The sequence below is a fragment of the Streptomyces sp. CA-210063 genome (assembly GCF_024612015.1).
GTDB lineage: Bacteria > Actinomycetota > Actinomycetes > Streptomycetales > Streptomycetaceae > Streptomyces.
The window spans coordinates 589342-602071 of record NZ_CP102512.1; the positions used below are offsets into that span (position 1 = coordinate 589342).

At 71.6% G+C, this 12730-nt stretch carries 8 protein-coding genes; 3 read left to right on the forward strand and 5 right to left on the reverse strand.

Translation table 11 applies throughout. The features are described 5' to 3' along the window. Positions 1-46: 46 nt before the first annotated feature. Positions 47-709 (reverse strand): TetR/AcrR family transcriptional regulator, encoded by a 663-nt coding sequence (locus JIX56_RS02550; RefSeq protein ID WP_257537113.1) that lies wholly within the window; start codon positions 707-709, stop codon positions 47-49. A 167-nt stretch (positions 710-876) separates the two neighbouring features. Between JIX56_RS02550 and JIX56_RS02555 the strand changes: the two genes are divergently transcribed. Next, a complete protein-coding gene (locus JIX56_RS02555) occupies positions 877-2142 on the forward strand; it encodes a YncE family protein (protein ID WP_257537114.1) in 1266 nt (421 codons plus the stop codon). Here the strand turns inward: JIX56_RS02555 and JIX56_RS02560 are convergent. The 4 genes from JIX56_RS02560 to JIX56_RS02575 form a co-directional block, all read right to left on the reverse strand. After that, complete coding sequence (locus JIX56_RS02560; RefSeq protein WP_257537115.1) at positions 2135-4000, reverse strand: cellulase family glycosylhydrolase; 1866 nt, start codon at positions 3998-4000, stop codon at positions 2135-2137. The two genes, JIX56_RS02555 and JIX56_RS02560, sit on opposite strands and share 8 nt — an antisense overlap. A 131-nt stretch (positions 4001-4131) precedes the next feature. Next, positions 4132-6159 carry an elongation factor G gene (locus JIX56_RS02565; protein WP_257537116.1) on the reverse strand — a complete coding sequence of 676 codons (2028 nt, stop codon included), beginning with the start codon at positions 6157-6159 and terminating at the stop codon, positions 4132-4134. A 406-nt stretch (positions 6160-6565) separates the two neighbouring features. Continuing rightward, complete coding sequence (locus JIX56_RS02570; protein WP_257537117.1) at positions 6566-7069, reverse strand: metallophosphoesterase family protein; 504 nt, start codon at positions 7067-7069, stop codon at positions 6566-6568. A gap of 12 nt (positions 7070-7081) precedes the next feature. After that, positions 7082-9502 carry a SpoIIE family protein phosphatase gene (locus JIX56_RS02575; protein ID WP_257537118.1) on the reverse strand — a complete coding sequence of 807 codons (2421 nt, stop codon included), beginning with the start codon at positions 9500-9502 and terminating at the stop codon, positions 7082-7084. Positions 9503-9769: 267 nt separating this feature from the next. Between JIX56_RS02575 and lanKC the strand changes: the two genes are divergently transcribed. Further along, positions 9770-12526, forward strand: a complete 2757-nt coding sequence (gene lanKC, locus JIX56_RS02580) for a class III lanthionine synthetase LanKC (protein ID WP_257537119.1) — start codon at positions 9770-9772, stop codon at positions 12524-12526. 85 nt (positions 12527-12611) lie between these two features. Beyond that, positions 12612-12728, forward strand: coding sequence for a SapB/AmfS family lanthipeptide (locus JIX56_RS02585; RefSeq protein ID WP_005483995.1), 117 nt, complete (start codon positions 12612-12614; stop codon positions 12726-12728). The last annotated feature ends 2 nt before the right edge of the window (positions 12729-12730 follow it).

The following is a 12730-nucleotide window of genomic DNA, read 5'->3' on the forward strand; positions in this document are numbered from 1 at the left end:
TCCCCGCCCCGGGCACCGGCCGTCCTGATTGCGGTGGGCTCCTGCCTCAGGTCTCCTCCGGCCGCCACCCCGCCGGTCGCAGTGTCCCCAGCAGCAGTCGGACGAGTTCGTCGACCACCTCCTCGAGGGGTGCGTCGACCCAGCCGGCCTGCCAGTCGTGGAGGAGGCCGTTGACGCTGCCGATGAAGGCGGTGGCGGCGATGCGGTAGTCGCGGTGGTCGGCCTCGCCGCGTTCGGCGGCCGCGGCGGCCTCGGCGCAGATGAAGTCGACCCAGCGGGAGCGGCGTTCGAGGCGCTGGCGCTCCAGGCGGGGGCTGACGCCGATGATCTCGGTGAAGGTGATGCGCAGCCGGCGCGGGTCGCCGGTGACGTTCGCGGCGTAGGCGCGGAACGCGGCGGTGGCGCGCTCGGCGATCGGCTGCCCGTCCGCCGTGGCGAGGCCGGTGAGCGCGGCCTCCTCGGCCCAGTCGTTGACCTGGAGATGGAGAGCGGCGAGCACGTCCTCCAGGGTGCGGAACTCCTCGTAGAACTGACGGGTCGACAGTCCGGCGGCCTCGCTCAGCGCCGCGATCGTGGTCCCCCGGTAGCCGGGGCTGTCGCCGAAGAGCTGGAGGCCCGCGTCGAGGAAGCGGCCGCGGCGCTCGGCCCGGCGCTCCGCCGCGGACCTGCCCCCGTATCGGCCGGTGGGCTGTTTGAGTCTGCCCTCCACGCTTCTCCTCCCGCCGGCACCTCAGTCGTCGCGACGACCGGTTCGGCCGTCGGTCGATTTTGTCGTGTCCCTGGTCTTGTGGTGAAGCGCGACAGTTCCTTACTTTCCAGTAAGTCTGCTCTGAACACAGGTGTGTTCAGACTCCACCCGCGCAGGAGGAACCGACCATGACCGTCTCCCCCGGCCCTCGCCGCCGTAGAACCCGCCACCTGGGTGCCGTCGCCGCCGCCCTCGCGCTGACCGCCTCCGCCGCCGCGACCGCCACCCCGGCGACCGCCGCGGCCGATCTGCGGGAGGTGATGTTCGTGGGCAACAACTGGGAGGGCACCGCGGACGTCATCAAGTCCTCCGGCGACTTCGCGAAGATCGGCCGGGTCGATGTCATCCCGGACAAGGACGAGCGGATGGCGGAGATCAACGCCGATCCGATCAGGTGGATCGCCTTCATGACGATCCGCAACAGCGTGGGCGAGGGCCACGACCAGTTCGTGGACGACATGTACTCCACGCCCGACGGCTCGTCGATGGTCGTCTCCCGCCCGAGCTTCGCCGACGTGGTCTCCATCAACCTCACCACCGGCGCCATCAACTGGCGTTTCCCCGTGTCGGGTTACCGCGCCGACCACATGGCGGTCTCCCCCGACGGCAAGCGGGTCGCGGTGTCCGCCTCGACGGGGAACACCGTGCATGTGCTGGACATCGCCACCGGCCGGCAGATCGGTTCGTTCAAGACCGGCGACAAGCCGCACGAGAACATCTTCACCGGCGACGGCAAGTACATCTGGAACATGGCGATCGGCGATGTGAACACCCAGACCGACGCTCCGTGGCTGGACTGGACGAAGGGCGACCGGAAGATCACGGTCGCCGACGCGAACACCTTCCAGCAGGTCAAGGTGATCGACATGCGGCAGCGGCTCGACGCGATCGGGCTCGGCGACTACTCGGACGCGGTCCGCCCCGCCGCGTTCTCGCCCGACGAGACGAAGCTGTACTTCCAGGTGTCGTTCTTCAACGGCTTCTTCGAGTACGACATCGCCACCGACAAGATCACCCGTACCAAGACCCTGCCGAAGAACCCGGCGACCAGCGACGACCGCACCACCTTCGTCAACGACTCCCGCCACCACGGCCTCACGATGAAGCCGGACGGCACCAAGCTGTGCGTCGCGGGCACGATGGACGACTACGCGACCGTCGTGGACCGCGCGACCCTCCAGGAGGGCCCGCTCGTCCCCGTCTCCAAGCCGTACTGGTCGACCGTCAGCGGTGACGGCAAGTCCTGTGTGGTCTCCGAGAGCGGCGCCGACCAGGTCACGGCGATCGATTTCGCCACCGGACGGAAGACCGTGTCCGTCGCGGTCGGCGACCACCCGCAGCGCGTGCGCCTGGCGCGGGTGCCCGCCGACTGGACCGGAGCTTCCGCTAACTGAACTCGGAGGCCAGCCACCTCGACAGCTCCGTCCGCGCCGCGCTCAGTTGCGCGGCGGACGGGGCTGTCGCGCCGTTGGTGACCAGGGCGTAGTGGAGCTTGCCCGAGTCGGCGGCGGTGAGGAGCAGTCGGCGGCTGCCGGTGCCGCCCGGTTCCCTGGCGGCGGCGATCGGGGTCGACGTGGTGTACGCCGGCGGCGTGGCCGTCACCCCGAGGTCGGACACCACCGTGGTGGACGCGGTGGGGAAGGACGCCGGGAGGTGCAGCTCGGTCGGTTCGGTGCTGCCGTCCGAGCGCCAGACCAGCAGGGAGTACTGGCCGGAGCCGACGAGCGAGGAGACATTCGGCAGTGAGCTGGGCACCGGGTTCCACGTCATCGTCGTGGAGCCGTCCCGCGAGCGGTCCTCGTAGGTGAAGGCGACCGTGCTCCCCGCCGTGGCGCTCGGGTAGATCCGGTCGAGCATCCGGGCGTCCTGGCGGAGCACGGCCTTACCGGAGTCGTCGAGGCGTACGGCGGAGAGGTCCTCGTCGTTCCAGGCGTCGCCCTCGGTCCGCACCTTGTCGGGGTTGTCGTTCATCAGCTCGTGGTGGCGGCCGTTGTAGATGTCCCACTGCCACTGGGAGCCGGAGAGGACCGGGCCTGAGGAGGCCGGTTCCGACCACCAGTTCGCGCCCTTCACCCGGGAGTCGAGCGCCTGGTACATGGCCTTGTAGACCGTGGGCGCCTTGTCGGAGACCGAGCCGGCGAGCGGGTGTCCGAACTCGCTGATGATCGCCGTGGTGCCGCCGGCGGTGGCCCGGTCACGCACGGCCTGGAAGTCGGTCACGTACTGGCCGTCCTCCGCCTTGCCCCACATGAAGACGCCGGAGATCGCCTTCTGGTCGTAGAAGTGGGTGTTGAAGACGAAGCGCGGTCCGATCGTGCCCGCGTCGAGGAGTCCGCCCTCCTGCTTCTGGAAGTCGATGTTGGCGTTCCAGAAGAGGTTCGGCTCGACGAAGGCGGGTTTGGACTGCCAGCCCGCCGCGTCCATGCGGGCGCGGAACTTGACGTAGAACGGCCACAGGACGTCCTTCTCCCAGGCCCGGCTGGTCTGTCCCGAGTCGAGGGTCCCGGGATGCGGCTCGTTCCACGGGTCGAAGCCGACGACGCCCTGGAACTGGGCGGCCGTGAGGTTCGACTTCACGTACGTCATCGTCTTCTGCGCGGTGGCCAGGAAGGAGTCCTGGAGCCCGTGGGTGTTGTGCCAGAAGTCGTACGTCGACTCCGTCACGGCCGCGTTGGAGGTGATGTTCTGGCCCCAGAACGGGCAGATCCCGCAGTACTCGTCGGGGTAGTCGCCGAGGTCGACGGCCCACTTGGGGGCGCCGTCGCCGGTGTACCAGCTGTCCGAGTCGAACAGCCAGCGGGAGTAGAGGTCCTGGTGGAAGTCGGGGTAGACGCGGATCCCGGCGTCCAGGAACGCGCCCATCTGTGCGGTGGCCGCCGCGAGGTAGGTGGTGTCGACCTGCCCGCGCACCGGTTCGGCGTACGCCCAGGACAGCAGGAAGCGGACGGAGTTGCCGCCGCCGAGCGCCCTCAGCGCGGTCGCCGACTTCTTCGCGTCGGCGACCGAGGCGAAGGGCAGACCGTTGTTCTCCTTGAGCTTCGTCTCACCCGAGACGTTGTAGCCGCGCAGGACGACCTCGCGGCCGAGTCCGTCCTTGAAGCGGCCGCCCTCGACGGTGAGGGTGGCCGCGGCCTGCGAGTCGAACCAGAGTTCGTCCGTGAGCGCGGAGGCGGGCTGGGTGGGGCCCGCCGTGGTCAGGAAGCCGGTGACGAGTACCAGGACACCGAGCAGACGAGTGCGCAATCTTGACATGTCCGCCACATTCGACATGCGCACCACCGTCCCAATGGGCAGGCGGGCCGTCAATAGCAACTGACGCACGAGTAAGTACCCGTTTTCGCAAGACGGTTCACCTGCCACGGCTGATTCTTTGCCTCACACCTTCAGGCGCCGACCCGCCGGGTCAGGTTCAGGAGGTACTCCTTGCGCTCGAGGGGATTGAGGTCGGTGCGCGGCCGTTCGGGGACGGTGGTGCCGCTGACCGGCGCGTAGTGGTCGAAGGCGGTCTCCCACTCGCCCTCGCCGCTGGTGAGCCCGGGCAGCCGCTGCTCCAGCCCGTGCACCCGGGCGGCCGGTACGAGCCCCTCCAGCCGTACGGCCGTTCCGATCGTCTCCGTGTGCTGCGGTACGGCGCGATGGGCGGCCAGCACCGGCAGGACCGCGCTCAGGGTGTCCGCCGGGGCGCCGATGCGGAAGCGGTGCATCGGCTCGTGGACCCGGATGCCGGCCCGTCGCAGCGCGTCCATCAGCACCAGCGGGGTCAGGCCGCGGAAGTCCGCGCCCGTGCTCGACATGCTCTTGTCGAAGCCCTGGTGGGCGTGGCTCTGCCGGGGCGAGTAACCGCAGTGCGTCATCGTGACCGTGCAGTCGGGGACCCGCCAGCCGTGGACGCCCTGCTCCAGCACCTCCCGCACGGTGTCCTCGACGGCCTTGAAGAAGGCGTACGGCATGGACCCGAGCTCCACTTCAAGGCGGAACTCGACCCCGGAGCCGACCGGCGCCGGCTCCACGCGCAGCCCGACCGTCGCGAGGAAGGGGTTGCCGTCCTTCTTGTCGAACTCGACGGCCGAGCCGCTGCCGACGAGGCGCTCGACGCAGATGGTCGTCGTCTCGCGGAAGATGACGTCGATGCCGTACTCGTCGGCGAGCGTCGCCTGCACGACCTCCTTCTGCACCTCCCCGTACAGCGACACGGAGGTCTCCTGACGGAGGTCGTCGTGCCGGAGGGCGATCAGCGGGTCCTGTTCGGCGAGTTGGGTGAGGGCGAGGTGGAGTGCGCCCCTGTCCTCGGCGTGGACGGGGAGGACGATCGTCTCGAGGGTGGGCGGCGCGAAGTGGTGCTCGGCCGCCGCTCGCTTGCGCGGTACGCCGATGGTGTCGCCGATGCGGATGTCGGCGAGGCCCCACAGTTGGGCGATCCGGCCGGCCGACACGGCTGTGTCCCGTACGGCGGTGCCGTGTTCGAAGACGCTGATGGCGGTGACCTTGCCTTCCTGCTCGCCGTCACGGAAGGTCAGGCGGTCGCGGGTGCGTACGGTTCCGTCGAACATCCGCACGTAGGCGATCTTCTCGCCCGCCGGGCCGCGTTCGACCTTGAAGACCGTGCCGGAGACCGGGCCCTCGGCGTCGCCCTCGGTCGCTTCCGTTGCTTCGGTCGCTTCGGTCGCTTCGGTCGCGGGCAGCAACTCCCTGATTCCGGCGACGAGTTCGTCGATGCCCGCGCCCGTGATGGCGGAGCCGTGGAAGACCGGGTGCAGCAGGGTCTCGGCGGTCTGGGCGGCGAGTTCCGTGCGCAGTCGGGTGTCGGGGACGGTCGTCTCGTCGTCGAGATACGCGGCGAGCAGGCCGTCGTCTTGCTCGGCGAGGAGTTCCAGGAGGCGGGGCGGGAGGGGGTCGTACGGGGTGAAGTGGGCGGCGGGTGTGCCGAGTTCACGGGCCTCGCCCATGGGGACGATCGCCGGGGTGAGCCGTGTCGCGATGGTCTCCAGGAGTTCGCCGTGACGCGCCCCTCGGCGGTCGATCTTGTTGACGAAGATCAGTGTGGGGATGCGCAGGCGGCGCAGGGTGCGCATGAGGACGCGGGTCTGGGCCTGGACGCCCTCGACGGCCGAGATGACGAGGACGGCGCCGTCGAGCACGTTGAGGACCCGTTCCACCTCGGCGATGAAGTCGGGGTGGCCGGGGGTGTCGATGAGGTTGACGGTGATGTCGTCGATCTCGAAGGAGACGACGGCGGACTTGATGGTGATGCCGCGTCGGCGTTCCAGCGCGAGGGAGTCCGTGCGGGTGCTGCCGTCGTCGACGCTGCCGATCTCGTCGATGACTCCGACGGTGTGCAGCAGGCGTTCGGTGAGGCTGGTCTTACCTGCGTCGACGTGCGCGAGGATGCCCAGATTGAGCGTGCGTGACAAGCGTCATGTCCTTCGAAGTGGGGGTGATTCCTTCCTGGGTGGACATGGACGTGGCGCGCATCGGGGCTCCTTGGTCGGTCGGTGGGGCTTCGTGTGCAGTGAAGCAGAACGCTTGACGCACTCCCAGCGAATTTCTTCGCCCCCGCCGCCCCTACCCGTCCCATCCCCCAGGGGCCGCGCGCCCCTTCGACCCCCGTCAAAGACTCGGGGCTCCGCCCCGGACCCCGTTCGCGCAGTTCCCCGCGCCCCTGGAAGGGGCGCGGGGACCTGCGCGAGCGACCACGACGCGCCCGCACGCGACATTCCGACCCCAAGGCTGCGCTCCCCTGTCGGGGAGTGGGGCGGCAGCGGAGTGCCGCTTACGGCGACGACGGGGGGATCCATCCGCCGACCCGTCCCGGTGCGGTCAGGTCCTGGGCGGCAGCCGGTGCAGGTGGACGTCCGTCAGCGCGCCGTCCGTCACCGTCGCCGTCATGTAGGTGCAGTGGGGCTGTCGGCGGCGGTCCGTCGGGGAGCCGGGGTTGAGGAGGCGCAGGCCGGTGGCCGTGGTCGTGTCCCAGGGGATGTGGCTGTGACCGAAGACGAGGACGTCGGTGTCGGGGAAGCGGGCGGCGCAACGGGGTTCGCGGCCCTGGGCGGGGCCCGTCTCGTGGACGACGGCGAGGCGCAGGCCGGCGAGTTCGGCGTGGGCCACCTCGGAAAGGCGGGCGCGCAGGGCGGGGCCGTCGTTGTTGCCGTACACGGCGATCAGGCGGTGGGAGCGGGTTTCCAGAAGGTCGAGGGTGGCCTCGTCGACCCAGTCGCCGGCGTGGACGACCACGTCGGCGTGCGGGAGTTCGGCGAGCAGCGGTTCGGGCAGCGCTTTCGCGCGCTTGGGCAGGTGGGTGTCGGACATCAGCAGCAGGCGCACGGGGTCAGGGTGTCACCCGATGGGGATCTCCGCCCACACCTGTTTGCCGCCGCTGACCGGGACGGTGCCCCAGGCCGAGGACATGGCCTCGACGAGGAGGATGCCGCGGCCCCCGGTGGCCTCCCAGCCGATGATCGTGGGCTTCATCGGCGTACGGGGTGAGGCGTCGGCGACGGCGACGCGGAGGCGGTCGCCGAGGAGGGTGAGGTCGAGGCGGACCCGGCCGTCGGTGTGGACGAGGGCGTTGGTGACGAGTTCGGAGACGACGAGGAGCACGGTGTCGGCCTCGGACTCGATGTCCCAGGCGCGCAGGACGCGCCGGGTGTAGCGGCGGGCCTGGCCGACGGCCTGCGGGACGCGCCAGACGGTCCAGTTCTCGCGCTGGGGGCGCAGGGCCATGCCGTCGTAGCGCATGAGGAGCAGGGCGACGTCGTCGTCGCGGTTGGCGCCGGCCAGCAGGGTGTCGGCGACCGCGCCGAGGTGGGCGGGGTCGGCGGCGGACAGTTCCTCGGCCAGGCGGTCGAGTCCGTCCTCGACATCCAGGTCGGCGGATTCGACGAGGCCGTCCGTGGTGAGGGCGAGCAGGGTGCCGGGGGCCAGGCGCAGCGGGCTCATCGGGAAGTCGGCCTGCCGGACGACGCCGAGCGGGGGCCCGCCCTCCGACTCGGTGATCTCGGTGGTGCCGTCCGGGTGACGCAGCACCGGCGGGATGTGTCCGGCCCGGACGTACCAGGCGGAGCCCTCCTCCATGTCGATGTCGACGTAGCAGCAGGTGGCGAAGAGGTCGGTCTCCATGTCCATGAGGAGCCGGTTGGCGTGCGAGACGACGACGTCCGGGGGGTGTCGCTCGACGGCGTAGGCGCGCAGGGCGGTGCGCATCTGGCCCATGAGGGTGGCGGCGCCCGCGTTGTGGCCCTGGACGTCGCCGATGACGAGGGCGACGTGGTTGTCGGGCAGCGGGATGACGTCGTACCAGTCGCCGCCGACCTCCAGGCCCGCGGTGGTGGGCAGGTAGCGGGCGACGGCGACCGCGCCGGGCAGCTCGGGCAGACGGCGTGGGAGGAGGGTGCGCTGGAGCATGCCGACGAGTTCGTGCTCGGCGTCGAAGGCGTGGGCGCGCATCAGGGCCTGCCCGGCGAGGCCCGCGGCGGCGGTGAGCAGGGCGCGCTCCTCGGGGCCGAAGTCGTGGGGGGTGTCCCAGCCGATCAGGCAGGCCCCGGCCATCCGGCCGCCGGCGGGCAGCGGGAGGACGGCGAGGCCGCCGGGGCCGACTTCGGCGAGGGCGGGTTCCAGTGGGGTTCCGGCGGGCCAGATGGCGGCGCGGCCCTCGCGCAGGGCGGTGGCGAGCGTCGGCATGGTGCGCACCGGCGCGTCCGGCCACTCGTAGCGCCATTCGGAGCGCCACACCTCGGGCCAGGCCTCCGGCTGCGGCGGGTCCAGGACGGTGACGACCAGGCGGTCGGCCTCCAGCTCGGCGAGGGCGATCCGGTCGGCGTGGAGCGGTTTGCGCAGGGCGGTGACCACGGCCTGGCTGACGTCGCGGACGGTGCCGGCGGTGGCCAGGGCGGCGGCGAGACGCTGGATGCGGGCCACGTCGCCGCGGCCGGTGCGCAGGGTGGAGGCGTCGGCGACGTGGCCCACGAGGTGGGCGGGGCTGGCCGGATCGCCGGGGAGCAGCCGGCCACGCAGCCGCAGCCACTTCTGCTCGCCGGAGGGGAGCAGAATGCGGAATTCCAGCTCCCGGTCGCCGATGGACATGTGGTCCGCCTCCACGACGGACATCAGTGCGGGCAGGTCCTCGGGAACCGTCAGCGCGAGCAGGGTCTCGACCCGGCCGTCGAAGTCGTCCGGGCCCATGCCGAACAGCTCCAGCAGCCCGCCGTCGACGTCGACCCGCCCGCTGTCCATGACCAGGTCGAACGAGGCGCCGGGCCCGGCGGGCGGGGCGGGGGCGACGCTGGTGACCGCCTCGGCGAGCAGATCCAGGCACTGCCGGTCCTCGGCGTCGAAGCCGGCCGTGCCGTCCCCGACGGCGACCAGGCAGCCGCGCACGCGCAGCGGCAGCACGCCCAGCGAGAAGTCCTTGGCGTGGGCGCGGCGGACGTCGTCGTCCTGGTGGAGTTCGCCGGAGCCGAGCCAGCGCCGCCGGCCCGTGCGGCACGCCTCGGCGACCGGGGCGGTCCCGGACGCCGGATAGCTGTCGCGGAGCCCGTACAGGCTCCTCGGTACGCCGGCCGAGCCGGCCAGCGACAGCAGATCGCCCTCGCCGTCCGGGATGTACACGGCCGCGACGGTCGCACCCGCGAAGACGAGCACCTGTTCGAGGATGGCGTGCAGCCGCTCCTGCGGATCGAGATCGCCGGTCAGCGTCTTGAGGGCGACTTCGGCACGCAGGGTCCGCGTTCCGCGTGCCGCTGCTCCCTCACTGACCACGTCCGCAATTACAGCGCGTCCTGCACGCTCGCGCAGCCCCTGCGACCGCTCCGCGAGACTCGGCCCCCTGGCCTGCGTGAAGTCCACCGCCTACGGCCGGTATCGAAAGGCCCCGAACAAATCTTTACGCGTGCGTTCCGCACGGTGACCGCGTGACACGCGTGACGGCTTTCTGGTGACAGCCGTGACTGTCGGGCGTTCCGGCGGGCTGGAAGGCTCGTCGTCACCCGGCCCAGGGGAGACGGCACACGACCCGGGGGAACTGGCATGGACAAGCGGTACGAGGCGTACGCGCTCGCCGACAGACACTTCTACGAGACACCGGACCGGCTCTCGGCCGGTGACCGCGCCGGCGCGGCGGCGCCCGGCTACGAGACGGCACGGCGCGCGGTCCCCGAGGGCTGGCGGGCCGCCCGGATCGGGGACTGGCTGACGCTGACCCCGGTCGACGACGGCGGCCGCCCACGTCCCGGCCCCACCCAGGGATGGAAGGTGCACGCCTCCGCCACCCGGGGGAACGCGGACCGGATCGCGGCGATCGTGTGGGACTACTGCGTGCCCCGGCGGATCCCGTTCAAGTTCGTGCCGGGCCCCCACCTGCTGCACCTGCGCAACGCCAAGTACGCGGCCCGTGACACCAGCGGCAAGTTCGTGACCGTCTACCCGGCCGACGAGAAGCAGCTGCACCTCGTCCTGCGTGAGCTGGGCGAACTCCTCGACGGCCTCGACGGGCCGTACATCCTCACCGACCTGCGCTGGAACGACGGACCGCTGTACGTCCGCTACGGCGCCTTCGCCCGCTCCTTCGTCGTCGACGAGCGCGGCACGCTCGTCCCGGCCGTCCGTGACGGCGAGGACACCCTGGTGCCGGACCAGCGGAAGCCGACCTTCCATGTCCCCGACTGGGTGACCCTGCCCGCGTTCCTGGAACCGCAGCTGGCGGCGCGCAACACGACCACGGTCGGCGATCTGCCGTACCGCATCGAGAAGGCGCTGCACTTCTCCAACGGCGGCGGGGTGTACGTCGGCACCGACACCCGTGACGGCCGCCGGGTGGTCCTCAAGGAGGGGCGCCCGCACGCCGGGCTGGCCGCCGACGGGGCCGACGCGGTGGCCCGGCTGGAGCGGGAGAAGGCCGCGCTGGAGCGGCTGGCGGGGCTGGGGGTCGTGCCCGAGGTGCGCGACTGGTTCACGCTCGGCGACCACCGCTTCCTCGTCATGGACTTCGTCGAGGGCCGCCCGCTCAACTCGTACGTCGCCGAACGGCACCCGCTGCTCGCCTCGGACCCCGAGAAGGGGGCGGTCGCCGCGTACACGGCCTGGGCGTTGCACGTCCACCGGGCCGTCGAGGAGGCGGTCGAGGCGGTGCACGCGCGCGGGATCGTCTTCAACGACCTCCATGTCTTCAACATCATGGTGGCGCCCGACGAGCGCTCGGTGTCCCTCCTGGACTTCGAGGCGGCGGCTCCCGCCGAGGAGAACGGCCGCCAGATCGTCGCCCACCCCGGGTTCCTGGCACCCCCGGACCGGACCGGCCCGGACGTCGACCGCTACGCCCTGGCATGCCTGCGCCTCGCCCTGTTCCTGCCGGTCACGTCGCTGTTCGTGGTGGACCGGGCGAAGGCCGCGCATCTGGCCGAGGTGATCGCGGAGCAGTTCCCGGAGGTGCCGCGCGCGTTCCTCGACGAGGCGGTCGAGGAGATCACCCGTGGGAGCGGTCCCGCGGAGCGCGTACCGACCGGGGCGGAGGGGGCTCGGGCCCGTGCGGAGGGTGTGGGGGCCGGTGCGTCCGAGGTGCCTCGGCCCGCCGTGGCGGCTCCCGCGCCGGGCGGCCCCTCGGCCTCGCCGTTCCCCTCCCTCGCCGCCGAACCCGGTGGCTGGTCCCTCGCCGAGCCCGGTGACTGGCCGTACAGCCGTGACTCGATGGTCAAGGCGATCCTGGCCTCGGCCACGCCGGAGCGGGACGACCGGCTCTTCCCCGGGGATGTCGCCCAGTTCTCCGACGGGGGTGGCCTCGGCCTCGCACACGGCGCCGCGGGTGTGCTGTACGCGCTCGCCGAGACCGGCGCCGAGCGGTACGAGGAGGGCGAGCGCTGGCTGCTCGACCACACCGACCCGGTGCCGATCGGGACCCCGCTCGGCCTGTACGACGGGCTCGCGGGCGTCGCGTACACCCTGGACCGGCTCGGCCATCGGCAACGGGCGCTGGACCTGGTCGAGCGGATCCTCAGCGAGAAGTGGCACAAGCTCTCGTCCGACCTGCGCGGCGGTCTCGCCGGGCTGGGTCTGGTCCTGGACCACCTGGCGCGCACCACCGGCGAGTCCGAGCTGCGCGAACGGGCGGCGGAGGCCGCGCACCTCCTCGTACGCCGCCTCGCCGAGCCCCGCTTGGACCCGCCCCGCCGCCGCGCCGGCCTGCTGCGCGGAGCGAGCGGTCCCGCGCTGTTCCTGCTGCGCCGGCATGAGGCGACGGGCGACCCCACCTGGCTCGACGCGGCGGGCGAGGCCCTGCGGCACGACCTGGAGTGTCTGGTCGTGCAGAAGAACGGCGGGCTGGCCGTCGACGAGGGATGGCGGACGATGCCGTACCTCGGCGACGGGAGCGTGGGCGTCGGGATGGTGCTCGACGACTATCTGGGCCTGGCGGCCGGCACCGGTCCGGGCCTGGCGGCCGGCACCGGAACGGACGCGTTCACGCAGACGCGTGCGGGTGTCCTCGCCGCCGCCGGCTATCGCTTCTACGCGCAGCCGGGGCTGTTCGAGGGCCGGGCCGGGATGATCCTCCATCTCGCCCGGACGGGTGCCCCACGGGAGCGGCTGGCGGAACAGATCGCCGCGCTCGGCTGGCACGCGATGCCGTACCAGGGGCAGCTGGCCTTCCCCGGCAACCACTTGATGCGGCTCTCCATGGACCTCGGTACCGGAACGGCGGGGTGTCTGCTGGCCCTCGGCGCGGCGCTCGCCGCCGACGCCGACGCCACGGCCCAGCTGCCGTTCCTGCCGCCACTACGGCGGCCCCAATGACGCGGTTCCGCCGCCCGGCGGAGTCGTGACGCAACACCCCCGTCCCCAAAGGCCCTGTGCGGGCCACCGATCGAAAGGAAGCGACATGGCACTTCTCGACCTGCAGACGATGGAAGCCGACGAGACCACCGGCACCGGCGGCCCCAGCTCCCTGAGCGTGCTGTCCTGTGTGAGCGCGGCCAGCATCACGCTCTGCCTCTGACC

Excerpts from the sequence above, each read along its gene's own strand:
- JIX56_RS02585 (WP_005483995.1), top strand. The coding sequence starts at position 12,612 with ATGGCACTTCTCGACCTGCAGACGATGGAAGCCGACGAGACCACCGGC.
- JIX56_RS02560 (WP_257537115.1), bottom strand. The coding sequence starts at position 4,000 with ATGTCAAGATTGCGCACTCGTCTGCTCGGTGTCCTGGTACTCGTCACC.
- lanKC (WP_257537119.1), top strand. The coding sequence starts at position 9,770 with ATGGACAAGCGGTACGAGGCGTACGCGCTCGCCGACAGACACTTCTAC.
- JIX56_RS02555 (WP_257537114.1), top strand. The coding sequence starts at position 877 with ATGACCGTCTCCCCCGGCCCTCGCCGCCGTAGAACCCGCCACCTGGGT.